Origin of the sequence: Variovorax soli (genome assembly GCF_031454625.1) — a bacterium.
GTDB lineage: Bacteria > Pseudomonadota > Gammaproteobacteria > Burkholderiales > Burkholderiaceae_C > Variovorax > Variovorax soli_A.
The window spans coordinates 135,491-160,418 of the sequence record NZ_JAVDRF010000009.1; the positions used below are offsets into that span (position 1 = coordinate 135,491).

General features: G+C 67.9%; 23 protein-coding genes. 13 read left to right on the top strand and 10 right to left on the bottom strand.

Features of this window, described 5'->3' with window-relative positions; translation table 11 throughout:
- Positions 1-59 precede the first annotated feature (59 nt).
- Positions 60-848, top strand: coding sequence for an alpha/beta fold hydrolase (locus J2739_RS19705; RefSeq protein ID WP_309904713.1), 789 nt, complete (start codon positions 60-62; stop codon positions 846-848).
- Between the two features lie 33 nt (positions 849-881).
- Complete coding sequence (locus J2739_RS19710; RefSeq protein WP_309904715.1) at positions 882-2,006, top strand: ROK family protein; 1,125 nt, start codon at positions 882-884, stop codon at positions 2,004-2,006.
- Here J2739_RS19710 and J2739_RS19715 read toward each other — a convergent pair.
- From J2739_RS19715 to J2739_RS19725, 3 genes are read right to left on the bottom strand one after another with little or no spacing between them, the layout of a single operon-like run.
- Complete coding sequence (locus tag J2739_RS19715) at positions 2,003-3,379, bottom strand: phospholipase D-like domain-containing protein (protein WP_309904717.1); 1,377 nt, start codon at positions 3,377-3,379, stop codon at positions 2,003-2,005. The two genes, J2739_RS19710 and J2739_RS19715, sit on opposite strands and share 4 nt — an antisense overlap.
- Entirely contained in the window at positions 3,376-4,041 is a 666-nt protein-coding gene (locus J2739_RS19720) for a glutathione S-transferase family protein (protein WP_309904719.1), read from the bottom strand. The genes J2739_RS19715 and J2739_RS19720 overlap by 4 nt, the downstream gene beginning before the upstream one ends.
- Before the next feature lie 38 nt (positions 4,042-4,079).
- A complete protein-coding gene (locus J2739_RS19725) occupies positions 4,080-5,201 on the bottom strand; it encodes a 5-methyltetrahydropteroyltriglutamate--homocysteine S-methyltransferase (protein ID WP_309904721.1) in 1,122 nt (373 codons plus the stop codon).
- Positions 5,202-5,347: 146 nt separating this feature from the next.
- Between J2739_RS19725 and J2739_RS19730 the strand changes: the two genes are divergently transcribed.
- The 9 genes from J2739_RS19730 (at position 5,348) to J2739_RS19770 (ending at position 13,355) form a co-directional block, all read left to right on the top strand.
- Complete coding sequence (locus J2739_RS19730) at positions 5,348-6,454, top strand: aromatic ring-hydroxylating dioxygenase subunit alpha (protein WP_309904723.1); 1,107 nt, start codon at positions 5,348-5,350, stop codon at positions 6,452-6,454.
- Positions 6,451-7,200, top strand: a complete 750-nt coding sequence (locus J2739_RS19735) for a GntR family transcriptional regulator (RefSeq protein ID WP_309904725.1) — start codon at positions 6,451-6,453, stop codon at positions 7,198-7,200. Before J2739_RS19730 ends, J2739_RS19735 begins: the two co-directional genes overlap by 4 nt.
- Before the next feature lie 16 nt (positions 7,201-7,216).
- Positions 7,217-8,227 (top strand): PDR/VanB family oxidoreductase, encoded by a 1,011-nt coding sequence (locus J2739_RS19740; RefSeq protein ID WP_309904727.1) that lies wholly within the window; start codon positions 7,217-7,219, stop codon positions 8,225-8,227.
- Between the two features lie 153 nt (positions 8,228-8,380).
- A complete protein-coding gene (locus J2739_RS19745; RefSeq protein ID WP_309904729.1) occupies positions 8,381-9,556 on the top strand; it encodes an ABC transporter substrate-binding protein in 1,176 nt (391 codons plus the stop codon).
- 16 nt (positions 9,557-9,572) lie between these two features.
- The gene (locus J2739_RS19750; RefSeq protein WP_309904730.1) at positions 9,573-10,445 is read left to right on the top strand and encodes a branched-chain amino acid ABC transporter permease; all 873 of its coding nucleotides are present in this window, start codon (positions 9,573-9,575) and stop codon (positions 10,443-10,445) included.
- Positions 10,445-11,425 (top strand): branched-chain amino acid ABC transporter permease, encoded by a 981-nt coding sequence (locus J2739_RS19755; protein WP_309904732.1) that lies wholly within the window; start codon positions 10,445-10,447, stop codon positions 11,423-11,425. The genes J2739_RS19750 and J2739_RS19755 overlap by 1 nt, the downstream gene beginning before the upstream one ends.
- Positions 11,422-12,180 carry an ABC transporter ATP-binding protein gene (locus J2739_RS19760; RefSeq protein WP_309904734.1) on the top strand — a complete coding sequence of 253 codons (759 nt, stop codon included), beginning with the start codon at positions 11,422-11,424 and terminating at the stop codon, positions 12,178-12,180. The genes J2739_RS19755 and J2739_RS19760 overlap by 4 nt, the downstream gene beginning before the upstream one ends.
- Entirely contained in the window at positions 12,173-12,877 is a 705-nt protein-coding gene (locus J2739_RS19765) for an ABC transporter ATP-binding protein (protein WP_309904736.1), read from the top strand. The genes J2739_RS19760 and J2739_RS19765 overlap by 8 nt, the downstream gene beginning before the upstream one ends.
- Positions 12,878-12,947: 70 nt before the next feature.
- A complete protein-coding gene (locus J2739_RS19770; protein WP_309904738.1) occupies positions 12,948-13,355 on the top strand; it encodes an SRPBCC family protein in 408 nt (135 codons plus the stop codon).
- A gap of 17 nt (positions 13,356-13,372) precedes the next feature.
- On the opposite strand, the gene J2739_RS19775 is transcribed toward J2739_RS19770, so the two are convergent.
- The 3 genes from J2739_RS19775 to J2739_RS19785 form a co-directional block, all read right to left on the bottom strand.
- A complete protein-coding gene (locus tag J2739_RS19775) occupies positions 13,373-14,509 on the bottom strand; it encodes a branched-chain amino acid ABC transporter substrate-binding protein (RefSeq protein WP_309904740.1) in 1,137 nt (378 codons plus the stop codon).
- Positions 14,510-14,655: 146 nt separating this feature from the next.
- Positions 14,656-15,273, bottom strand: coding sequence for an NAD(P)-dependent oxidoreductase (locus tag J2739_RS19780; RefSeq protein ID WP_309904742.1), 618 nt, complete (start codon positions 15,271-15,273; stop codon positions 14,656-14,658).
- Positions 15,274-15,314: 41 nt separating this feature from the next.
- Entirely contained in the window at positions 15,315-15,965 is a 651-nt protein-coding gene (locus tag J2739_RS19785) for a DsbA family protein (protein WP_309904744.1), read from the bottom strand.
- A 105-nt stretch (positions 15,966-16,070) separates the two neighbouring features.
- Here J2739_RS19785 and J2739_RS19790 point away from each other — a divergent pair, with 105 nt between their 5' ends.
- A complete protein-coding gene (locus J2739_RS19790; RefSeq protein ID WP_309904746.1) occupies positions 16,071-17,024 on the top strand; it encodes a LysR family transcriptional regulator in 954 nt (317 codons plus the stop codon).
- Here the strand turns inward: J2739_RS19790 and J2739_RS19795 are convergent.
- The 4 genes from J2739_RS19795 to dnaG all read right to left on the bottom strand — a co-directional run bounded on the left by J2739_RS19795 (position 16,942) and on the right by dnaG (position 23,933).
- Positions 16,942-18,099, bottom strand: coding sequence for an HPP family protein (locus tag J2739_RS19795; RefSeq protein WP_309904748.1), 1,158 nt, complete (start codon positions 18,097-18,099; stop codon positions 16,942-16,944). The two genes, J2739_RS19790 and J2739_RS19795, sit on opposite strands and share 83 nt — an antisense overlap.
- Before the next feature lie 2 nt (positions 18,100-18,101).
- Positions 18,102-19,340 (bottom strand): multidrug effflux MFS transporter, encoded by a 1,239-nt coding sequence (locus J2739_RS19800; protein ID WP_309904750.1) that lies wholly within the window; start codon positions 19,338-19,340, stop codon positions 18,102-18,104.
- 67 nt (positions 19,341-19,407) lie between these two features.
- On the bottom strand, positions 19,408-21,741 hold the full coding sequence (gene rpoD / locus J2739_RS19805; RefSeq protein WP_309904752.1) for an RNA polymerase sigma factor RpoD: 2,334 nt from the start codon (positions 21,739-21,741) through the stop codon (positions 19,408-19,410).
- A 311-nt stretch (positions 21,742-22,052) separates the two neighbouring features.
- Positions 22,053-23,933, bottom strand: a complete 1,881-nt coding sequence (gene dnaG / locus J2739_RS19810; protein WP_309904754.1) for a DNA primase — start codon at positions 23,931-23,933, stop codon at positions 22,053-22,055.
- A gap of 83 nt (positions 23,934-24,016) precedes the next feature.
- On the opposite strand from dnaG, the gene J2739_RS19815 reads away from it, so the two are divergent.
- Positions 24,017-24,925: a YihY/virulence factor BrkB family protein gene (locus J2739_RS19815; protein WP_309904756.1), complete on the top strand. Its 909-nt coding sequence runs from the start codon at positions 24,017-24,019 to the stop codon at positions 24,923-24,925.
- Positions 24,926-24,928: the final 3 nt, after the last annotated feature.

A 24,928-nucleotide genomic window follows, 5' to 3' on the forward strand; every position in this document is an offset into this window, starting at 1 on the left:
CAGTCGATCGTGCGCGGGGCTGATGCGATGCCGGTGGCGCCTGGCCGCACAGTGCGGCGGTGCGCATCAATTACGTCCGGCGGGGTCAAGGCAAGCCGCTGCTGCTGGTCCATGGACTGGGCAGCAGCTGGCGCTCGTGGCAGGGCATCCTGCAACCCCTGGCGGCCCGGCGCAGCGTGATCGCGATCGACCTGCCCGGCTTCGGCAAGAGCCCGCCGCTGGATGGCGCGGTCACGGTGGGAGCGCTGGCCGATGCGCTCGAGCAGTTTCTGCAGGAGCATGACCTCATCGGCACCGATGCGGCCGGCAGTTCGATCGGCGCGCGCCTGCTGCTCGAGCTGGCAAGCCGCGATGGCGTGCTGGGCTCGGTGGTCTCGCTGGGGCCGGGCGGCTTCTGGGTCGGCTGGGAGCGCTTCCTTTTCGCCGCGTCGGTCTGGCTCTCGTGCCGGCTGGCACGGAGCCTGCAATTCGCAATGCCGGCCCTCGTCTCGCACGGCTGGTCGCGCCACCTGCTGCTGGCGCGGTTCTCGGTCCAGCCGGCCGCGCTTCCGTTTTCGATGGTGCTCGAAGAAATGCGCAGCTACGCGTCCGCGCGCTCCTTCGAGGCCGTGCTGCTGGCGCTGCTGCGCGAGCCGGCGCAACGGGGTGCGGACGCGGGCCGCATGCCGGGGCCGCTGGTGATCGGCTGGGGGCGGCTCGACCGCATCTGCCTGCCGCGGCAGGCGGCACGCGCGCTGCAGCTCTATCCCGGGGCGCGCCTGCACTGGTTCGAGCGCTGCGGGCATTTTCCGCACTGGGATGCACCCGAGGAAACGACCCGCCTTATCCTCGAAGCCACGGCCGATTGACCCAAGCAACCGCCTAACCCCCGAAGGACTTCATTGGGCTCCGAACACAAGACGCAATCGAAGAAGAAGAGCGAGGCCCGGCCGGCGCCGACGCCGCCGTGGACCGACGTCCACGGCGCGCGGGAGTTGCCCGCAGTGCTGGTCGAGGGCTACAGCCTCCAGTTGCGCGGCGGGGAAGGCTTCCTGGGCGACCAGGCCAGCCAGACGGCCTTCCGCGAGCTGCTGGAACGGTGGCGCCGGCGACATCGCAAGAAGCGCAAGAAGGACCCGTTGGGCGAGCGCCATTCCCGGGAGCTGGCCAAGGGCACGCTCGATGCGGCCCTCAAAGAGGGCAAGGCCTCGGAGGCGACGGACGTGGTCCACGCGGCCATCGAGGAATTCGCCGAGGCGCTGGCCGATGTCATCCGCAGCTTCCTGCGCCAGCCCTCGTGGAAGGGGGTCCAGCGCATCGTGATCGGTGGCGGCTTTCCGGAAAGCGACGTGGGCGAGCGGGCGGTGCTGCAGGCGGCCGCCATCCTGCAGGAATTGAAGGTGCAGGTGGAACTCGCGCGCATCAGCCACGAGACCGACGACGGCGGGCTGCTCGGCTGGGTGCACCTCGCGCCACCCGAACTGCTGGAGCACTACGACGCCATCCTCGCGCTCGACATCGGCGGTACCAACGTGCGCTGCGGCATCGTGAAGACGCGGCGCAAGCGCGCGCCCGACCTGTCGCAGGCCAAGGTGCTGCGGCGCGAGAAATGGCGCCATGCCGACGAGGGCCCGAACCGCCGCGTTCTGGTGGCGCGGCTGGCCGACATGCTGGAAGAGCAGGTGCGCTACTGCAAGAAGAAGGGCATTCGGCTCGCACCCTTCGTCGGCATCGGGTGCCCGGGCCTGATCCGCAAGGACGGCTCGATCGCGCGCGGCGCGCAGAACATGCCTGGCGACTGGACCAGCGAGCATTTCCACCTGCCCACCGCGCTCGCCAGGAAGATCCCGACCATCCGCGGCGTCCCGACGATGGTGCTGATGCACAACGATGCCGTGGTGCAGGGCCTGAGCGAGCTGCCCTTCATGCGAGACGTGAAGCACTGGGCGGTGCTCACCATCGGCACGGGGCTGGGCAACGCCAGCTACAGCAATCGGGAGCCGCCGAAGAAATCCAGGGGCGCCTAAAGCTGGAAGGCGATGGTCAGCAGCAGCCCCTCCGCGACGTCGCGCACCAGTCCCGGCCGCCGCGCGCGGTAGGTCTCGCCGGCCGAGGCGGTGGTCTCGATCCACTGCGCCAGCCAATCGATCTGCTCGGCACCGTAGAACACCACCGCCGCCTCGTGGTTCAGCAGCAGGCTGCGCAGGTCGAGGTTGATCGAGCCGCACAGCGCGAGTTGATCGTCCACCACCACCGCCTTGGCATGGGCCATGAAGGGCAGCATGCGGAAGATGACGCCGGCGCGGGCGAGGTCGCGCATGGCGCGCGCGCGCACGAAGTCGGCCAGCCGGTGGTTGGATCGGGCGGGCAGCGCGATCGTGACCTGCACCCCGCGCCGCGCCGCCAGCCGCAGCGCATCGCGCAGGCCGTCGCCGGGCACGAAATAGGGCGTGATCGCGAGCAGCCGGTGCTCGGCGCGAAAGCATGCGTCGATCAGCAGCGCATGCGCCGTGTCCTCGGTCTGGTCGGGCCCGCTGGGCAGGAACTGCGCGAGCTCGCCCGTGACCGGTGTCTCGGCGGCGATGGCGCGGGGCTTGCGTCCGCGCACCGAGGCCCAGTCGTGGTCGAACTGGCGCGCCGCCGCCGCGGCCACGCTGCCCTGCAGGTCGAAGGAGAGGTCGTGCCACGCGTCCGGGTATTCGTCGTTGCCGACAAAGTATTCGCCAGCCAGGTTGCGCCCGCCCGACCACAGCCAGCTGTCGTCCGCGATGGTGAGCTTGCGGTGGTTGCGCAGGTTGCGCGGTCCCGTGCGGCGCAGGCTGAAGATGGGGCGGAACACGGCTACCTCGGCGCCGGCGTCGCGCAGCGTGTCGAAGTGTTGGCGCGGCAGCGACAGGGCGCCGAAGCCGTCGAGCAGCACGCGCACCTTGATGCCCTCGCGCGCGCGCCGCGACAGGCGATTGATCGCTTCGTGGCCCAATGCGTCGTCGCCGATGATGAAGGTGCAGACGTCGATGCGCTTGCGCGCGCCCTCGATGACCGCCCACAGCGCATCCCGCGCCGCGACGCCGTCGGCATGGAAGCGCACCTTGCAGGGTCCCGGCGGCGCGAGACCGAAGCTCTCGATCAGGTCGGCCGCCCAGTGCCCTGCCGGCGCCGAGCGCGATGGCCGCGGCGAGCCCCCGGGCCGCAGCTTGCGCTGGCCGAACAGCAGGTAAACGGGCAGGACGAAGTAGGGCAGCAGCACCAGGCCCATGACCCAGGCGATCGCGGTGGTGGGCGCGCGCTGCTCGCGCCGCGCGCGCGTGCTCAGCACGTAGACCAGCACCGCGAAGGTCACGACCAGCAGGTGCTGCGACGGCGAAGGCAGCCAGTCGAGCCAGTCGTCGATGCGGTTCACGCGAGGTGCGACTGCAAGGCCGCGGGGACCGGCCGGCCTTCGGAGGCCAGGAAGCGCATCATCGGCCCGACCACCGCGCGCACCGCGGGGCGCGCACCCACGCGCTCGCGCCAGGCCAGCAGGCGGGGCGTGGCGTCCGTCATGCCGGCGCCCTTGCGGTCGGCGAAGACCTGCGCCATGTAGAAGGCGATGTCGGCGAAGGTATAGGGGCCGGCCAGGTGCTCGGCGTGCGCCAGCCGCTGTTCCATCTGCGCGTAGAAGTGGGCGCAGGCGGCGCAGGCCGCCTGCGCCGCCTCGCCCTGCATGTCGTGCTGCAGGCCCATGAGCTTGATCACGTGCGGGAAGAACACCTCGTCGGACAGGTGCTCGATCTGGCGCGCCCGCGCTCGGCCGGCGACGTCACGCGGCCACAGCGGCGGCTCGGGCACCTTGTCTTCGAGGTACTCGAAGATCTGCGTCGAGTCGAAGAGCTCCACCTCGCCGTCGATCAGCACCGGCACCTGACGCTTGGGATTGATGCGCAGCACCTCCGGGTGCTTGGGGAGGTAGTTGTCGTCCTTGTCGAAAGGCACCATCACGGTTTCGACCGCAAGGCCCTTTTCGAGTGCCGCGATCTGCGCCTTGGCGCCGAACATGCTGAGGGGACCGGTGAAGAGCTTCATGAGGCGCGATCATGCCGCGACTTCACCGCGCGCGCACCTCAGCTAGCGCCCCAGACCTCCTGTGCGGTCTCCACCACCAGCCGCAGCTTCGCCCGCTGGGCCTCCACCGCGATGTTGTTGCCGTGCACGGTGCTGGAGAAGCCGCACTGCGGCGACAGCGCCAGCTGCTCCAGCGGCACGTACCTGGCCGCCGCCTCGATGCGCGCCTTGAGCTCGTCCTTGTCCTCCATCTCGCCGAACTTGGTGGTCACCAGGCCCAGCACCACGGTCTTGCCCTTGGGCAGGAAGCGCAGCGGCCGGAAGTCGCCCGAGCGCGCGTCGTCGTACTCGAGGAAATAGGCGTCCAGGTCCATCTCCTTGAGCAGCGCCTCGGCCACCGGCTCGTAGTTGCCGGCCGCCGCGTGGGTGCTCTTGAAGTTGCCGCGGCACAGGTGCATTGCCAGCGTCATGCCCGCGGGTTTCTGCGCCACCACCTTGTTGATGAAGGCGGCATAGCGGTGCGGCAGCTCGTTGGGGTCGTCGCCGCGCTGGCGGGCGGCCTCGCGCATCTTTTCGTCGCAGAGGTAGGCGAGGTTGGTGTCGTCCATCTGCACGTAGGTGCAGCCGGCCGCGGCCAGGGAGCGCAGCTCGTCGCCGTAGGCCTGGGCCACGTCGTCGTAGAACGCCGGGTCGAGCTCGGGATAGGCCTGCTTGCTGATGCCGGCGCGGCCGCCGCGGAAGTGCAGCATGGTGGGCGAGGGGATGGTGACCTTCGGCGTATTGCCGGCGGACACCTGGCTCTTCAGGTATTCGAAGTCCGCCAGTTGAATGCACTTCGCGTGGGTCACCTTGTCGATGACGCGCATCACCGGCGGCGCGAGTTCCTCGGTGCCGTCGGGCTTTCGGATGGTGACCGGGATGTCGGTCTTCACGCCGCCCAGCTGCTCGAGGAAGTCGATGTGAAAGTAGGTGCGGCGGAATTCGCCGTCGGTGATGCTCTTGAGGCCGATGTCCTCCTGGAACTTCACGATCTCGGTGATGGCCTTGTCTTCGACCTTGCGAAGCTGCTCGGGCGTGATCTCGCCCTTGGCCTTCTGCTCGCGGGCCTCGAGCAGGTACTTGGGGCGCAGGAAGCTGCCGACGTGGTCGTAGCGGGCAGGCAGGCGGGCATGTTCGGACATGGGGTGGCTCCGTCGAATCTGAAAAGAACGACCGATCGTAAACGCACATCGGTCGACTTGAATGGATACATAGAGACTGGTATTTACCCTTGAATAAGCCGGAAAGTATTGGCTTTCAGAGGATCAATGTATACATTGCGTATCCTATGAGCCGATCCCCAAGCCCCTTTCCCCTGAACGCCTGGTATGCCGCGGCCTACGACGTCGAGGTCAGGCACAGCCTGCTGGCCCGCACGATCTGCAAGCAGAAGCTGGTGCTGTACCGGCGCTCCGACGGGCAGGTGGCCGCGCTGGAAGACGCCTGCTGGCATCGCCTGATGCCGCTGTCACTGGGCCGCCTGGAAGGCGACGAACTGGTCTGCGGCTACCACGGCCTGGTCTACAACAGCCAGGGGCGTTGCACCCACATGCCGAGCCAGGAGACGCTGAACCCCTCGGCCTGCGTGCGCGCCTACCCGGTGGTGGAGAAGCACCGCTTCGTCTGGGTGTGGCCCGGCGACCCGGCCCTGGCAGACCCGGCCCTGGTGCCCGACATGCACTGGAACGACGACCCGGCCTGGGCCGGCGACGGCAAGATGATCCGCGTGGCCTGCGACTACCGGCTGGTGGTCGACAACCTGATGGACCTCACGCACGAGACCTTCGTGCACGGCTCCTCGATCGGCAACCGCGCCGTGGCGGAGGCGCCTTTCGTCGCCACCCACGGCGATCGCTCGGCCACCGTCACGCGCTGGATGGAGAACATCGACCCGCCGCCCTTCTGGGCCGGGCAGATCAGGCATGCCCATGGCTACGAGGGCAAGGTGGACCGCTGGCAGATCATCCGCTTCGAGGGGCCATGCACCGTCAACATCGACGTGGGCGTGGCCCCGGCGGGCAGCGGCGCGGTGCCGCGCGAGGGCCAGCCGGGCGACCGCAGCCGCGGCGTGAACGGCTACGTGCTCAACACCATCACGCCCGAGACCGACACGAGCTGCCTCTACTTCTGGGCGTTTGCGCGCAACTACTGCATCGGCGAGCAGCGCCTCACGCACGAGCTGCGCGAGGGCGTGGCAGGCATCTTCCGCGAGGACGAGCTGGTGCTCGAAGCCCAGCAGCGCGCCATCGACGAGCGGCCGGGACGCGAGTTCAACAACCTCAACATCGATGCGGGCGCGATGTGGGCGCGCAGGCTCATCGACCAGCTGATCGCGAAGGAAAAGCCGGCCGCGGCGCCGATCCCGATCCGGCCGCAGCCGGTGGCGCACCCATGAGCGCGGCCGAGCCGAGCGAGAACGGCAGCTCGCAGGCCGTCAAGGCCCAGCTGAGGCTGCGCGAGATGGTGCTGGCCGGCGAGCTCGCCGGCGGCGCGCGCATCACGGAGGTCGCCATCTCGGAGCTGCTGGGCGTCTCGCGCACGCCGGTGCGCAGCGCGCTCATGCGGCTCGAACAGGAAGGCCTGCTCGAAGCCTTGCCGAATGGCGGCTACGCAGTGCGCACCTTTTCCGAGCGGGACGTGGCCGATGCCATCGAGCTGCGCGGCACGCTCGAGGGCCTGGCGGCGCGGCTCGCGGCCGAGCGCGGCGCCGCGCCGGTGGTGCTTCGCGAGGCGCGGGCCTGCCTCAAGCGAATCGACGAACTGCTTAGGGAGCCTGCGCTCGACGACGCGGCCTTCTCCCGCTACGTGGCTTTCAACGAGCAGTTCCACCGGCTGCTGTCGGAGATGGCCGGCAGCCCGTTGATCGCGCAGCAACTGGAGCGCGCGACCAGTCTGCCCTTCGCGTCGCCCTCCGGTTTCGTGGTGGTGCAGGCCAATTCGCCGGCCGCGCGCGACATGCTCGTGATCGCGCAGGACCAGCATGGCCAGGTGCTCGATGCCATCGAGAACCGCGAGGGTACGCGCGCCGAGGCGCTGATGCGCGAGCACAGCCGAATCGCGCAGCGCAACCTGCGCGAGGCGCTGCATGGCACGCATCTCCATCCCCTGCCCGGCGTGCAGCTGATCCGCCGCCGGGCCTGACCATCTCTCCATCACGATGACAAACGAAGTCCACTGGATGCCTGCGCGCATCGCGGCCTGCCGCGATCTGACGCCCACGGTGCGCGAGTTCGAGATCACGCCCGAGACGGGTTTCGCGGCGGCGTATGAGCCCGGCTCGCATCTTCAAGTCCAGTTGCTGGTCGGCGCTCCTGGAACAGGCCGGATGCAGACCCGCCACTATTCGCTCGTCGGCGAGCCGGATGGCCGCGCATGGCGCATCGCCGTCAAGCGCCTGGACGACGGGCGCGGCGGCTCGCTCGCGATGTGGCGGCTGGCGCCCGGCGATCGCCTGCTGGTGACACAGCCGCAGAACCACTTCGGTCTCGACACGACGGCGCCCGGCTACCTGCTGGTGGCGGGCGGCATCGGGATCACGCCGATGGTCTTCATGGCCCAGCGCCTGGGTGCGCTCGCCGCCCGCCGCGGCATTGCCGTGCGCATGCTCTATGGAGCACGCAGCGCCGAGGAACTCGCCTACCTGCCCTTGCTGCAGAAAGCGCTCGGCGCCTCGGAGGCGTGCAGCGTGCAGGCTCACACGGGGAGCGCGCCCATCGATTTCGCCGCCGAGATCGAGGCCCTGCCGCGCGGCGGCCAGCTCTACACCTGCGGGCCGGTGCCGATGCTCGAAGCCGTCAAGCGCGCCTGGGCGGCGGCAGGGCGGCCGCCGGCCGACCTGCGCTTCGAAACCTTCGGCAGCAGCGGCCGGTTGCCCGCGCAGGCCTTCGAGGTGCGCATTCCTCGCCACGGGCTCAGCATCCAGGTGCCGGCGGACAGCAGTCTGCTCGAGGCACTGGAAGCCGCCGGGGTCCAGACACTGTGGGACTGCCGTCGCGGCGAGTGCGGCCTGTGCGCCATGGACGTGATTGCCGTCGACGGCGAGATCGACCATCGCGACGTGTTCCTGAGCGAGGACGAGAAGCGCGAGGGTCGACGCATCTGCGCCTGCGTCTCCCGCGCAGTGGGCAGCATCACCCTCGACTCCGCGTGGCGGCCCGACGCCTCGTGAAGTTCCCCCGCTGCGCGATGATCGCGCAATCGATCGAACGATCGCGCAGAAGCATGGCCGCGCGGCGGCGCCTTAGGTGTTTGCCGAGGCGCGAACTCCGTTTCAATTGATCACAATACGCCCCGTCCCGCTTCCATCCACAAGGAGACTTCCATGCAACGTCGCCACCTCATGCAGGCCGCGAGCCTCACGGCCCTCGCATTGGCCATGCCGCTGGCGCAGGCCCAGGGCAATACCTTCAAGATCGGCCTGGTGCTGCCGATGACCGGCCAGCAGGCCACCACCGGCCGCCAGATCGAGGCCGCGGCGCGGCTCTACATGGCGCAGAACGGCGACACCGTGGCGGGCAAGAAGATCGAGCTCATCGTCAAGGACGACACCAGCCTGCCCGACGTGACCAAGCGCCTGGCGCAGGAGCTGGTGGTGAACGACAAGGTCAACGTGCTCGCAGGCTTCGGCATCACGCCCTCGGCCATGGCCACGGCGCCCATCGCCACGCAGTCGAAGACGCCGATGGTCGTGATGGCGGCTGCCACCTCGAGCATCACCGAGGCCTCGCCCTACGTCGTGCGCACCAGCTTCACGCTGCCGCAGGTCTCGGTCGCCATGGGCGACTGGGCGCCGAAGAACGGTATCAAGTCGGTGGTCACGCTGGTCACCGACTACGGGCCGGGCAACGACGCCGAGAAGTTCTTCAGCGAGCGCTTCGCGCTGAACGGCGGCAAGGTCCTCGACAAGCTGCGCGTGCCGCTGCGCAACCCGGACTTCGCGCCCTTCCTGCAGAAAGTGCGCGACGCCAAGCCGGACGCGCTCTTCGTCTTCGTGCCCTCGGGCGCCGGCGCGGCAGTGATGAAGCAGTTCATCGAACGCGGCATGGACAAGGCCGGCATCAAGCTGATCGCCACCGGCGACGTCACCGACGACGACCAGCTCAACGACATGGGCGACGGCGCGCTGGGCGTTGTCACCACGCACCACTACTCGGCCGCGCACCCCTCGGCGCTCAACAAGAAGTTCGTCGACGCCTTCGAGAAAGCCAACAAGAACTTGCGCCCCAACTTCATGGCCGTGGGCGGCTACGACGGCATGCGCGTGATCTACGAAGCGCTCAAGGCCACCAAGGGCCAGGGCGGCGGCGACGCCTTGCTGGCCGCGATGAAGGGTCAGATCTTCGAGAGCCCGCGCGGCCAGGTGCTGATCGACGCCCAGACGCGCGACATCGTGCAGGACGTGTACCTGCGCAAGGTCGAGAAGAAGGACGGGCAGCTCTACAACGTCGAGTTCGACGTGATCAAGGCAGTCAAGGACCCGGGCAAGGCCAAGCAATAAGCTCATCCTCAGGCCGATGCTCACCATCCTCTTCGACGGCATCGCCTACGGCATGCTGCTGTTCGTGCTCGCCGTCGGCCTGGCCGTGACGCTCGGGCTGATGAACTTCATCAACCTCGCGCATGGCGCCTTCGCGATGGCCGGCGGCTATCTCACGGTGTTCGCGATGCAGAAGGCGGGCGTGCCGTTTCTGGCCTGCCTGCCGCTGGCCTTCGTGCTGGTGGGGCTGCTGGGCGCGCTGCTCGAGCGCACGTTGTACAGGCCGATGTACGGCAAGTCGCACCTGGACCAGGTGCTGTTTTCCATCGGCCTGGCCTTCATGGCGGTGGCGGCGGTCGACTTCTTCGTGGGGTCTTCGCAGCAGAACATCCACCTGCCCGAGTGGCTGCGCGGGCGCACCGAGATCGGCGACGGCGCGCTGCTGCTGGGCATGGGGCACTACCGCATCTTCATCATCGTGCTGTGCGCGCTGCTCACGGTGGTGCTGCAGCTCATCCTGTCGAAGACGCGCTTCGGCAGCCGCTTGCGCGCGGCGGTGGACGATCCGCGCGTGGCGGCCGGGCTGGGCATCAACGTCAACGTGGTGTTCCTGGCGACCTTCGCGGTGGGCTCGGGCCTGGCCGGCCTCGGCGGCGCGCTCGGCGCCGAGATCCTGGGCATGGACCCCACCTTTCCGCTCAAGTACATGATCTATTTCCTGATCGTGGTCTCGGTCGGCGGCACCTCTTCCATCACCGGGCCGCTGCTGGCCGCGCTGCTGCTGGGTATCGCCGATGTGGCGGGCAAGTACTTCATTCCCAAGATGGGGGCCTTCACGGTCTACCTGCTGATGATCGTGATCCTCATGTGGCGGCCGCAGGGCCTGTTCACCCGACGGGGTGGGCGCTGATGAGCGGCACCAATTCACGCGATGCGCTGCTCGCCCGGACGCGCTGGCGACCGTGGGAGTTCGTTTTCTGGGCCGTGGTCTTCGTGCTGCCGGCGCTGCTGCCGTCGAAGGCGCTGATGATCAACGAGATCGCGATCACGGCGCTGTTCGCCCTGTCGCTGGACCTGATCCTCGGCTACACCGGCATCGTCTCGCTGGGGCACGCGGCCTTCTTCGGCTTCGGTGCCTACACGTCAGCGCTCTTCGCCAAGCACGTAATGCCGGACCCGACCGTCGGCCTGCTGGTCGCCATCGCCGCGTCGGCCGCGCTGGGCGCCGTGGCCAGCATCACCATCCTGCGCGGCAGCGACCTCACGCGCCTCATGGTCACGCTGGGCACCGCGCTGCTGCTGCTCGAACTGGCCAACAAGCTGGACTGGCTCACCGGCGGCGCCGACGGGCTGCAGGGCGTGGTGATGGGGCCGGTGCTGGGCCTGTTCGACTTCGACCTCTACGGGCGCACTGCGGCGTGGTACTCGCTGGCCGTGCTGTTGCTGCTGTTCCTCGTCATGCGGCGCCTGGTGCAATCTTCCTTCGGCGCCACGCTCAAGGCGATCCGCGACAACCGGTTGCGCGCGATGGCGATCGGCATCCCGGTGGTCTCGCGCATCGCGGTGATCTACACGGTGGCCGCGGCGGTGGCCGGCGCGGCGGGCGCGCTGCTGGCGCAGACCTCCGGCTTCGCCTCGCTGGACGTGCTGGCCTTCGACCGCTCGGCCGACGTGCTGCTGATGCTGGTGATCGGCGGCGTGGGCTGGCTTTACGGCGGCATTGCCGGCGCCATCGTCTTCAAGCTGCTGCAGGACACGCTCTCGACCGTGACGCCGCAGTACTGGATGTTCTGGATCGGGCTGATCCTGGTGCTGCTGGTGCTGGTCGGGCGCGACCGGCTGCTCAGGCCCTGGACCTTGTTGACCAAGCGAACGGGTGGGGCGCGATGAGCGATACCGTGCTGTCCGCCACGGGTCTCGTCATGCGCTTCGGCGGCATCACGGCAACCGACAACGTGACGCTGAACCTGAGGCGCGGTGCGCGCCACGCGCTGATCGGCCCCAACGGCGCCGGCAAGACCACGCTGGTCAACCTGCTGACGGGCGTCCTCACGCCGACGGCGGGACGCATCGTGCTGGAGGGCGAGGACATCACGCGCCTGGCGCCGCATGCCCGTGTGGCGCGCGGCATGGTGCGCACCTTCCAGATCAACCAGCTCTTCGACTCGATGACGCCGCTGGAGACGCTGGCGCTGGTGGTGTCGCAGCGCGCCGGCCTGGGCGCGCAGTGGTGGCGGCCGCTGGGCGCGTCGGCCCAGGTCGCGGAACGGGCTGCGCAATTGCTGGAACAGTTCCACCTGGCCGACGTGGCACAGCAGCCGACGCGCGAACTGGCCTACGGCAAGCGCCGGCTGCTGGAGATCGCGATCGCCCTGGCCTGCGAGCCGCGCGTGCTGCTGCTCGACGAACCCGTGGCTGGCGTGCCGGCCGGCGAGCGCGAGGAGTTGCTGCAGACGGTGGCTGCGTTGCCGGCCGATGTGTCGGTGCTGCTGATCGAGCACGACATGGACTTGGTGTTCAGCTTCGCCGACCGCATGACGGTGCTGGTCAACGGCGCCTTGCTCACGGAGGGCGATCCCGACGCCATTGCCCGCGACCCGAAGGTCAAGGAGGTCTACCTGGGCCACGGAGCCGCGCATGTCTGAGTTGCTTCGCATCGAGAAGCTGAGCGCCGGCTATGGCGAAGCGGTGGTCCTGCACGACGTCTCGCTCGCCCTTGGCGAAGGACAAACGCTGGCGCTGCTGGGCCGCAACGGCACCGGCAAGACCACGCTGATCAACACGCTCGCCGGCGCGACGCGCCAGCACGGTGGCAGCATCATGCTCTCGGGCACGGCGCTGCACAGGCTCTCGCCGCACCAGCGCGCGGCAGCGGGCATCGGCTGGGTGCCGCAGGAGCGCAACATCTTCAAGTCGCTCACGGTGCACGAGAACCTGACGGCGGTGGAGCGGCCGGGCCGGTGGAATCCGCAGCGCGTCTACGAGATGTTTCCGCGCCTGGCCGAGCGCAAGCGCAACCTGGGCACGCAGCTCTCGGGCGGCGAGCAGCAGATGCTGGCGGTGGGGCGCGCGCTGGTGGTGAATCCGCGGCTGCTGCTGCTGGACGAGCCGCTCGAAGGCCTCGCGCCCATCATCGTGGAAGAGTTGCTGCGCGCCATCCGCCGCATCACGCAGGATGAAGGCCTGGCGGCCATCATCGTGGAGCAGCATCCGCAGGCCATCCTCGCGATCTCCGACGAGGCGGTGGTGCTGGACCACGGCACGGTGGTGCATGCCGATCGCGCAGGCACCTTGCGCGCGCAGCCCGAGGTGCTTGAGCGCCTGCTGGGCGTCTCGCGCTGAGCCCACGTCGGACCTACACTGGTCCGAACGGGATCAGCGCCACGGCGCTTCATCGACAGGAGACCCGAACATGGCAAGCATTCGACGCGAAACGCAGGTGGCCGCGAGCCCGGCGCAGATCTGGGAGGTGGTGCGCGACATCGGCGCCATCCACCGGCGCCTGGTGCCCGGCTTCGTGACCGACTGCAGGCTGGAGGGCGATGCACGCATCGTCACTTTCGGCAACGGTGTGGTGGCGCGCGAAGTGATCGTCGACGTGGACGATGCCGCGCGCCGGCTGGTCTGGTCGGCCAGCGGCGGGCGGCTCACCCATCACAATGCCTCGCTACAGATCTTCGAAGAGGGCGGCGGGGGCAGCCGACTGGTGTGGATCGCCGACCTGCTGCCGCACGAGATGGCGGGCCCCATCGCCGGCATGATCGACGAGGGCATGCGCACGATGAAGAAAACCCTGGAGGCGCAGGCCGACCCTCGGTAGCCCGGTCAGCGCACCGGTCACCAGCGGTCTGAACTCATCAGCGGTTCCCAGCGGCCCCCGCGCGGGCGATAGACGCCCACGCTGCCGTAGATCTGCTCGCCGTCGGGCCCGAACTTCATCACGTTGGTGACCGGGGCCATGAAGTCGAGCTCGCGAAGCTTGGCGGTCAGCATCTTCCCGTCGACCGACCTGGCCCGTTGCACGGCGTTGGAAAGCAGGTACATCGCATCGTAGGCGTAGTGCGAGCCGTACACCGGTGCGTGACCGTATGCAGTGCTGTAGGCCTCGACGAACTTCGCGCCGCGGTAGAACTCCGTCGGCTCCAGCACGGGCGACGTGGCGAAGACTTCGAGCGGGAGCTTTTGTGCCAGCAGCTTGTTCGTCTTGAGCGTGTCGCCGCCCACGATCTTGATGTTGTTCAGGCCGGCGTCCGCCAGCTGCTTGACGAGCGCGACCACTTGAAAGTCCGCGAGCGTCGTGACGATGGTCTCCACCGAACGGGTCTTCAACTCCTTCACCAGGGAGCCGAACTCGGTGGTCTTGTCGTCGAACGAGCGGCGCGCGGCGACGGTCCGGCCATGGGCATTGAGCGATTTTTCCGCCAGATCGGCCAACGCCTTGCCGTAGGACGAGCTGTCATCGACGACTGCACAGGCGCCTGCGCTATCGCTGAGCGTCGTGGCTGCAAAGGCGCCCATCGCGCGTCCCTGGATCGTGTCGCTGGCCACCAGTCGCAGCGTCGTGGGAAGGCCGAGCTGCGTGTACTTGGGCTGGGTGGAAATGGCGAGCTGCGGAATGTTGCTCGCCGCGTAGATCGGCGCGGCCTGGATGCTCACACCGGAATTGAGGTGACCGATGACCGCGACCACGCCCTCGTCGACAAGATGGCGCGCCACCTGTTCGCCGACGCGTGGACTCGATTGATCGTCGACGGCGACAACCTGGAAGTGCACGGTCTTCCCGTCTACCTGGACGCCGCTGGTGTTGATTTCCTTCACCGCCAGCTCGACGCCCTGGAGCATGTCCTTGCCCAGCGCGGCCAGCGGGCCTGAAAGAGGCTGAGCGACGCCGATCTTCACGGTGTCAGGTACCTTGGAGCAGGCGATGAGCCCGACGAGCGCGAATGCGGAAATGCCGGCAGCGACAAACTTCATGGAACCCCTCTGGAAAGTTGCAAAAAAATTCTAAGAGGGGTGCCGGAAAGAATGAGCGCACCAACAGATTTCGCGCGATTTCATGCCGCGATGATCCAGGGCGCTTGCGTGATGAAGAAGGCGCTCGAGGCGCCTGGGGTGGACGTTCAGTAGCCGACGGTGAAGCGCTGGCGCGAATGCGCGGGCTTCTCGATCTCGTCGGCCATCGCGATCGCGTAGTCCTCCATCGAGATCCAGCTCTTGCCCTGGGCATCGGCGAGCAGCTGGTCGCCGCCGGTGCGGTAGCTGCCTGTGCGCTCGCCCGGCTCGAGCAAGGCGGAAGGCGAGAGGAAGGTCCAGTCGAGTTCCTTCTCGGCGCGCAGTGCCTCCAGGAAGGTGCGGCCCGCCAGTGCCTCGGGCTTGTAGGCGGCCGGGAATTCGGGCGTGTCGACGAGCGCCTTGCCAGGCGCGATCTCGAGGCTGCCCGCGCCGCCCACGACCAGCAGGCGCGGTACGTTGGCCTTCTTGGCGGCCGAGACTGCGGTGGCCGCGTCGGTGCCCCCGGCGAAGTGCGTCGCACTGACGACGGCGTCGTGGCCGCGCAGCAGCGGCACCAGCGCGTCGAGCCGGGTGGCGTCGCCCTGCTTGAGCTGCAGGCCGGGCTTGGGCTGGACCTTGTCGATGTTGCGCGCGATGCCCGTGACGGTGTGGCCGCGTGCAAGCAGTTCGTTGGCAATACGGGAACCGACGCGGCCGCTGATGCCGAGAATGACGATGTGGCTCATGGAAGAACTCCTGGTTGAACAAACGAGAACAAGAAAAAGGGTCAGGCCTGCCCCGCCGCCTGGACCAGGTGCTGCTGCCAGGCCTCGGGCCTGCCCAGGAAGGGGCTGGCGTCGATGCGGTCGAGGCCGCCGTCGCCGCGCGCCAGCGCGAAGCTCGGGAAACCGCCGCCGCCCATGCGGGACAACAGCGCGCGGCTGGCAGCGACATGGCCGCGCGTGGGCTCGCCCGCATGCGCTTCGAACGCGGCGGCGAAGGCCGAGCTGTCGAGGCCGATGTCGGCAGCCAGTTCGCGCAGCACTGCGGCATCGGCGATGCGCCGCCCCTCGACGTAGTGGGCGCGCTGGAGGCGCTGGAGCAGATCGAGCCCGCGGCCTCCGAGTGTCTCCGCTGCAAGGATGGCCGTGGTCGGCGGTTCGGAATCCATCACCGCCTTGGTGTCGCGCAGCAGCCCTTCGAAGTAGGCCTCGCCGAAGGGCTGGGCGGTCAGTTGCGCGATGCGCCGGTCGTGCGGCAACACGTAGTCGCGCCACTGGGGCGTGATGGTGCGCCGGTTCGGGCCGGTCATCATGCCGCCGCCATGCAGCGTGATCGCGAGCCCCGGGACGGCGCGGCCTGCCTGCACCAGCGGTGCGGCGGCATAGCACCAGCCGCACAGCGGGTCGAAGACGTAATGAAGGGTGGAGGTGTTCATGCGATGGGCACTTCAGCAACGGAGTGGCAACGATCTTATGTTTCTCGATCCGATCGAAAAACCGCTTAGCATGCAAAGGTTTGTTGCTTGTATCGATCGGATCAAATGGACCGCATCACCGCCTCGCAGGTGTTCGTGAACGTGGCGGAGCGCGGCAGCATGACCGCGGCGGCAGAGGCGCTGGGCATGTCGCGCGCCATGGTCACGCGTTACCTGGCCCAGATGGAGGGCTGGGCCGGCGCCCGCCTGCTGCATCGGACCACGCGGCGCCTCAGTCTCACGGCGGCTGGCGAGGAGACGCTCGCGCGCTGCCGCCAGATGCTCGAGATCGCGGGGCAGATGCCGGTCGCGGCCGATATGCCGGCCGACGTCCCGCAGGGCCTGCTGCGCCTGAGCTGTGCGCAGTCGCTGGCGCAGGACGTTCTCGCATCCGCCGTGGCAGCCTATCTGCGCCAGTATCCGCAGACGGCGATCGACCTGAGCATCAGCAGCCGCACCGTCAACCTGGTGGAAGAGCGAATCGACCTCGCGATCCGGATCACGAACGACCTCGATCCGAACCTGATCGCCCGCCCTCTGGGCCACTGCGCCTCGGTGGTGTGCGCGACGCCGGCCTACCTGAGCGCGCACGGCACGCCGCGCACGCCGCAGGAGCTCGCGCTGCACAACTGCCTGACCTATTCGTACTTCGGCAAGAGCCTCTGGCAGTTCGGGCACAAGGGGCGCCAGGTTGCGGTACCGGTGGGTGGCAACCTCAGCGCCAATGAATCGTCGGTCCTGCTGACGGCCGCGCTCGAAGGCGCCGGCATCGCGATGCAGCCGGAGTACTCGGCTGCGCCGTGGGTGGCGAATGGCCGTCTGGTCGCGCTGCTGCCTGATTGGAGGCCGCTGGCGATGGGGGTCTACGGTGTCTACAGCTCGCGCCGCCAAATGCCGGCGGCATTGCGCGCGATGCTGGACTTTCTGGCGCTGCGCTTCAGCGACCCGCGCCACTGGCCGCCGGCGGCGCCTCCGGTCCCACGGCGCGGTACAGCGCGCGCACGAAGTCGGACTGCGTGATCATCCCGGCGAGGCGCCGCTCGCCATCGATGATCGGGATGTGGTGGTGCCCGCCTTCCGAGAACAGCGGCACCAGTTCGACCATCGGCCGTTCGTCGCTGGCCACGCGCACCTGCCGCGTCATGATCTGGCCCACCACCTCCGGCTTGCTCGACATCACGGTACGCGTCGCGCGGATGAAGTCGCGCAGGCGGCCGGCCAGGCCTTCATGGTGATCCAGGTCGATGTGGCGGAAGAAGTCGGCTTGGGTCACGATGCCGACCACGCGGCGCATGCGGTCGGTCACCGGCAGCGCCTTGATACGCCGCGCCTGCATCAAGGCCCAGGCCTCCTGCAGCGGCGTGCCGAACTCAACGGCCACCGGCGCTCGCGTCATGATGTCGGCGCAACGCACGGTGCCGAGCCGGCGGCGGTAGGACTCCAGCTCGGTCTCGCGGATCAGCGATTCGAGATCGTCGCGGCTGATGTCCAGCACCTGGTTGTAGCGCTTGAGCACCGCATCGACGTCCGCCGAGCTGAAGCGGGCGTCCGGCTGCGGGTCGCGCGGCTTGAGCTGCACATGCGGATAGCGCCGGCCGGTGAGGCTGTTGTAAAGCACGCCAGCCAGCACCATCAGCACGGAATTGGTCAGCACCGGATAGAGCGAGAAGGGGAAGTGCGTCGTCTGGCTCAGCACCGCGAACAGCGCCACCGCGCCGCCCGGCGGGTGCAGGCATCGCATCGCGAACATCAGCCCGATGGCCAGTGCGGGCGCCAGTGCGCTGGCCCACACCGGGTCCGGTATCCAGCGTGCGCAAGCGACGCCGACCAGCGCCGAGAACATGTTGCCGGCGATCACCGACCAAGGTTGGGCCAGTGGACTGGCCGGCAGCGCGAACACCAGCACCGCGCTGGCGCCCAGAGGCGCGATCAGCCAGCGGCTGTCCATCGATGAGCCCGTCATCTGCGAGAGCAGGGCAGTGACGAGGAGTCCCAGCCCTGCGCCGGCGACAGCGCGCAGCCGTTCGCGCGTGTTGACGTTGGTGCGCGCCGGCAGCCACGCCCGCGCGAAGGTCCGCAGCGCCTCGCGCGCCATGCTCAGGCGGCCTCGCCGACGACCCGGCGCCCGATCTCCGGCCAGCGCCCGTGCAGCCAGCCCCAGGCCAGCAGGCCCACGCTCATCATCCCGATGGAGGTGAGCGCCAGCGCCAGGGTCGAATGCATGACCAGGGGCGCAATGATGCCGGCCACGATGCCGTTGGCGGTCGAGCCGATCACGGCCTGCAGCGAGGACGCCATGCCGCGGCGCTCGGGGTGCAGGTCGAGCACCAGCAACGTGACCACCGGCACCATCAGTGCCCAGCCGAAGGCGAAGACCGCGAGCGGCCACAGCGCCCAGGCAGCGTGGGGCGGGAAGAGGGCGTTGGCAGTGACGTTGACCACCGAGGTCAGCAGCATGATCAGAAAGCCGTCGCGGATCTGCCGCTTGGGCGCCACCTTGCCCGCCATGCGGCCGCTGGCCCAGGCGCCACTCATGATGCCGCCGATGGTCAGCAGGAAGAACCAGAAGAACTGGGTCGGCGCGAGGGACAGGTGGTCGCCGAGGAAGGCGGGCGCCGCCAGCACGTAGAGGAACATGCCGTTGAAGGGCACGCCGCTCGCCAGCGCGAGCAGCAGGAAGCGCGGGTCGGAGCACAGGTTCCAGTACCCGCGCATCAGGTGCCGCACTTCGAAGGGCTGGCGCTGGCTCTGGTGCAGGGTTTCAGGCAGGAGCTTCCAGTTGGCCGCGAACAGCACCACGCCCACGGCGACCAGGAACCAGAAGACGCTGTGCCAGCCCAGGTGCACGAACAGGAAACCGCCGACGATCGGCGCAATGGCCGGCGCGACGCCGAAGTAGATCGTGACCTGGCTCATCACCCGCTGCGCCTCGGCCGGCGGGAACATGTCGCGGATCACCGCGCGCGAGACGACGATGCCTGCGCCGGTCGACAGGCCTTGCAATGCGCGAAAGAGCACCAGCTGCCCGATGGTCTGGGACAGCGCGCAACCCAGCGAGGCGACGGTGAACACTGCCAGTCCCCACAGCACCACCGGCCGCCGGCCGAAGCTGTCCGACAGCGCACCGTGGAACAGGTTCATGAAGGCGAAACCGAACAGATAGGCCGAGAGCGTCTGCTGCATCTGGGCCGGCGTCGCGCCGATGGTCTGCGCGATGCCCGAGAAGGCCGGGATGTAGGTGTCGATCGAAAAAGGCCCGAGCATGCCCAGCACCGCCAGCAGCACGGCTAACGCCCAGCGGGGCGCGTGCCAGAGTTTGTCGGCGTCGGGGTTCATGCGGCTCCAGGGAAATGAAAACGGACTTGGCCGTCCGGTCAAGTCCGTTTCGATTGCGCCACTGTACTTACAGCGTATCGATGAAGCTGCGCAGCTTGTCCGAGCGCGAAGGATGCTTGAGCTTGCGCAGCGCCTTGGCCTCGATCTGGCGGATGCGCTCGCGGGTGACGTCGAACTGCTTGCCGACTTCTTCCAGCGTGTGGTCGGTCGACATCTCGATGCCGAAGCGCATCCGAAGCACCTTGGCCTCGCGCGGCGTCAGGCTGTCGAGGATGTCCTTGACCACGTCGCGCAGGCCGGCCTGCATCGCGGCCTCGATCGGCGCCGTGTTGCTGCTGTCCTCGATGAAGTCGCCCAGGTGCGAATCGTCGTCGTCGCCGATGGGGGTTTCCATCGAGATCGGCTCCTTGGCGATCTTCATGATCTTGCGGATCTTGTCTTCCGGGATCTCCATCTTGGCGGCCAGGATGCCGGCGTCGGGCTCGAAGCCGAACTCCTGCAAGTGCTGGCGGCTGATGCGGTTCATCTTGTTGATGGTCTCGATCATGTGCACCGGGATACGGATGGTGCGCGCCTGGTCGGCGATCGAGCGGGTGATGGCTTGGCGGATCCACCACGTCGCATAGGTCGAGAATTTGTAGCCGCGGCGGTATTCGAACTTGTCGACCGCCTTCATCAGGCCGATGTTGCCCTCCTGGATCAGGTCGAGGAATTGGAGGCCGCGGTTGGTGTACTTCTTGGCGATGGAGATGACGAGGCGCAGGTTGGCCTCGATCATTTCCTTCTTGGCGTCGCGCGAGGACGACTCGCCCTCGTTCATGCGCTTGTTGATGTCCTTGAGCTCGGCCAGCGGCACCACCACGCGCGACTGGATGTCGGTCAGTTTCTGCTGCAGTTCCTGCACCGGCGGGATGTTGCGCGCCAGCACGGCGCTCCAGGGCTTGCCGGCGGCGGCTTGCTTCTCGACCCACTTGAGGTTGAGCAGGTTGGAGGCCACGCGATGACCGTTCTTGTCGTAGCCGCTGAAGTCGCGGATGAACTCGTCCTGCGGGAAGCCGCACTTGTCCACGATGATGCGGCGCAGCTCGCGCTCCTTCTTGCGCACGTCGTCGACTTGCGTGCGCACCAGGTCGCACAGCTTCTCGATGGTGCGGGCCGTGAAGCGGATGGTCATCAGCTCCTCGGACAGGGCGTGCTGCGCCTTCTGGTAGGCCGGCGTGCCGTAGCCTTCCTTGTCGTAGATCTTGTGGACCTTCTCGAAGAGGAGGGCGATGCGGTCGAAGCGGGTGAGGGCCTCGTTCTTGAGCTCTTCCAGCTTCTTGGTCAGGGCTTTGGAGCCGCCCTTGCCGTCGTCGTCGTCTTCCTCGTCGAATTCGTCGAAGTCTTCCTCGGCCACGTAGTCGTCGGCCTCGTTGGGGTTGGAGAAGCCGTCCACGATGGTGGAGATGACCACCTTGCCTTCACGGATCTCCTGGCCCAGGCGCAGGATCTCGGCAATGGTGGCGGGGGAGGCCGAGATGGCCTCCATCATCGCCATCAGGCCGCCTTCGATGCGCTTGGCGATCTCGATCTCGCCCTCGCGCGTGAGCAGTTCGACCGTGCCCATTTCGCGCATGTACATGCGCACCGGGTCGGTGGTGCGGCCGAATTCGCTGTCCACGGTCGAGAGCGCGGCCTCGGCCTCCTCTTCGGCTTCTTCGACGGTGGTGGCGGTCGGCGCGGTGTTGTTCAGCAGCAGCGTCTCGGCGTCGGGCGTCTGCTCGTAGACAGCCACGCCCATGTCGTTGAGCATGGTGACCACGACTTCCATGGTCTCGGCGTCGACCAGCTTGTCGGGCAGGTGGTCGGAAATCTCGCCGTGCGTCAGGTAGCCGCGTGTCTTGCCCAGGGTGATCAGCGTCTTGAGGCGGGACCGGCGCTTGGCCAGGTCTTCCTCGGAGAGCACGGTTTCGTCGAGGCCGAACTCCTTCATCAAGGCGCGTTCCTTCGCCTTGCTGATCTTCATGCGCAGGGGCTTGACCTTTTCCTCGGTCGCCGCGGGCTCGTCGCCGACCAGCTCGTCCTCGATGTCGGACAAATCGACATCGCTGGCCGGCGCTTCGGCGGCGGCCTTGGGCTTGCGGCCGCGCTTGGCGCCGCCGGCGGACGCCGCCCCGGCCGCCTTGGGCGGGCGGCCGACCTTGCGGGCGGACGTGGCGGGGGCGTCGGCGACCGCTGCTGCGGCGGCTTTTTTCGGTTCGGCGGTGGGAGACGTTTTGGTGGGCACGGTTTTCACTTTCGTTGCGGCGGTCGCCTTGGACACGGCGGTACCCGTCTTAGTTGCCGGCAGGGCCGCAGCTTTCAACGGTTTCTCTGCCGGCTTCTTGGCGATGGACACGGCGGGCTTCTTTGAACTGGGCATACGACCTCGTACAACAAGAATGGACCAACGGAATCACAGGCGCCAACAGCCCGGCGCAGGCGGGAGTACAAAAAACGGATAGGGGCGCACAAAAGGCTGGCGGCCTCTCGAACGCTCTTCAAAAGGCAAGATGTCGGGCGAACATTTGGTGTGCAGTCCTTGCGGTTTTGACCCGTATTCCGATGTGAATTCATCGAAAAGTGCGTTGCGCATCGAGTCGGCCCGGAGGTGCTGCTGTCGCTCTTGCCTATTTCGCTTGTTTGCGAAGCCTTACATTATAGCGCGCTGCGCATTTTTCAAGCAAGTTCACGCTAGCGCGGATGAAGGCGCGCGCGGAGCTCCAGCCGGCGTGCTTCCAGGGCCTTGTAGCGCTCCAGGGCACGTGGGTCGCTGCCGACGGCGGCGATCGCCTCGCTCTGCTGGGCCTTGAGCCGCTCGTCCAGCATGAAATCGAGCACATTGCGCAGCTCGCGCGCAGTCTCCGCCGCCTGCTCGCCCTCGGCATCGCCGACCGGGGCCCCGTCGGGGCCTGTCATGACGCGCAGCGCCAGCGCCTCGAAATCCAGGCCTCGCAGACCCTCGCGCAGCGCTGCCCAGGGCTGGACGCCGTGTTCGTGCAGTTGGCTGTCCAGCCAGGCGAAGAGCTGGCCGTGCTCCCGGGGCAGCTCGCACAGCAGGTCATGGAGCTCGTGAGGCAGCGCCTCCCATTCCGCCATGTTCGACAGCAGCAGGCGCGCGGCCACATCGGCTCGGCCGGGCGGCAAGGTGCGGCCGCGGGCGGGCGGGCGCGGGGACGAAGTGCGGGACGCGTACCGGTCTTCCCGCGGGCGGGCTCTGCCCTCGCGACGCTCGCGCGCGACGGAGCCGGCGGGGCGGGCCGCCCCGGGGGGCAGCCACAGCTCGCCTAGCTCCTGGGCATTCAGCTGCACCAGCTCCGCGATTTCGGTGAGCAGTTGCCGCTTGAGTGCACCTTCCGGCAGCGCGCTCCACAGCGGCCGCGCATTGCTGGCCATGTGGGCCCGACCTTCGGCGCTGCCCAGGTCGCAGCCCTCGCGGGCTACTTCGACCATGAAGCGGCTGAGTGGCGTGGCCTCGTTCACGAAGCGGGCAAAAGCGTCGGCGCCGAACTCGCGAATGAAGCTGTCGGGATCGTGGTCGGCGGGCAGGAACAGGAACTTGACGCTGCGCACGTCGGTGGCGTAGGGCAGGGCGCCATCGAGCGCCTTGCGTGCAGCGCGCCGGCCGGCGGCATCTCCGTCGAAGCTGAAGACCACCGATTCGGTGAAGCGGAACAGCTTCTGCACATGGTCCGTGGTGCAGGCCGTGCCCAGGGTCGCGACCGCGTTCGGGAACCCCAGCTGGGCCAGGGCCACCACGTCCATGTAGCCTTCGGTCACCAGCGCATAGCCGCGCTCGCGCAAGGCGGCGCGGGCTTCGTAGAGGCCATAGAGCTCGCGGCCCTTGCTGAAGACGGGTGTCTCGGGCGAGTTGAGGTACTTGGGCTTCTCGTCGCCCAGCACCCGGCCGCCGAACCCGATGCATTCGCCCTTGACGTTGCGGATCGGGAACATCACCCGGTCGCGGAAGCGGTCGTATCGCTTGCCTTCATTGTTTTCGTCGGCCTCCCCCGCGATCACCAGGCCGCTCTCGGCCAGCAGCGGATCGTCGTAGTCGGGAAACACGCCGGCCAGCGTGCGCCAGCCGGGCGGCGCGTAGCCGATGCCGAATTCCCGGGCGATTTCGCCCGAAAGGCCGCGGTCCTTGAGGTAGGCGATGGCGGCCGGGGACTGGCGCAACTGCTTGCGGTAGGCCTCGCCCGCCTTTTCGAGCACTTCGGACAAAGTGGCCTGCTTCTGTCGCTGTCCGGCCGCACGAGCCCGCTCCTCCGGCGATGCGTCGTCCTCGGGCACCTGAAGGCCGTACTGGCCGGCGAGGTCGTGCACCGCCTCGACGAAGCCCATGCCGGCGTGCTCCATCAGGAAACCGATGGCATTGCCGTGCGCCCCGCAACCGAAGCAGTGATAGAACTGCTTGGTCGGGCTGACGGAGAAGGAGGGCGACTTCTCGCCATGGAAAGGGCACAGCCCCATGAAATTGGCGCCGGCCTTCTTCAGCTGCACGTACCGCCCGACGATTTCCACCACGTCGGCGCGCGCGATCAGTTCCTGGATGAAGGAGGCGGGTATTGTCATGGCAAGGGGAACGGCAAATCATACGCAAGCCTCTCCACTCCTCCCCGGCGGGCGGCATACTGGCTGGACCGACACGGCACCGCATGATCCGCAGTTCCTACCTTCACGCCGCACCCCTGCTGCGCCACCCGCTGAAGTTCGCCTGGGAGGCACTGAAAGCTTTCAAGGCCAACCAGGGCTTGCTGCTCGCGGGTGCCGTGGCCTATTACGCCCTGCTGTCGATCGTGCCGCTTCTGATCGTGAGTGTGATCGCACTCTCCCACGTGATCGATCAGGAAGCGCTTCTCGGCGCGGTCGGACGCTACCTGGCTTGGTTGCTGCCGGGGCAGTCGGGTGCGCTGGTCGCGGAGCTGTCCAACTTCCTGACCCATCGCGACGTGATGGGACCGGTGCTGGTGGCCACGATGATCTTCTTCAGCTCGCTCGCCTTTACGGTGCTCGAGAGCGCCATGGCGGTGATCTTCCACCACCGCAAGGCGGACCATTCGCGCCATCTCCTGGTATCGGCGGTGATGCCGTACATCTACATCCTGTGCCTCTGCGTCGGGCTGCTGCTGGTGACGCTCGTGTCGGGCGCGTTGCAGGTGATCGGGCAGGAAAGCGTGGACCTGTTCGGCTACAGCTGGCCGCTGTCCGGCGTGTCGGGCGTGCTCCTGTACTTGCTGGGACTGGGCGGCGAGATCTTCATGCTGACTTCGCTGTACCTGGTCATGCCGGTCGGTCGACTGCGGCTGCGTCACGCGCTTCTGGGCGGCGTCACGGCGGCGCTGCTATGGGAGGTGACGCGCCGCTTGCTGGTCTGGTATTTCTCGACCTTGTCCCAGGTGAACGTGGTCTATGGCTCCCTGACCACGGCAATCGTGGTCCTGCTGAGCCTGGAGATCGCGGCCACGCTCGTGCTGTTCGGCGCCCAGGTGATCGCGCAATTCGAGCGCCTGGAGCGCACCGGCGGCCTGGGGGGGATCGAGGGTGAGGGAGAAGTCGACCGCTAGGGA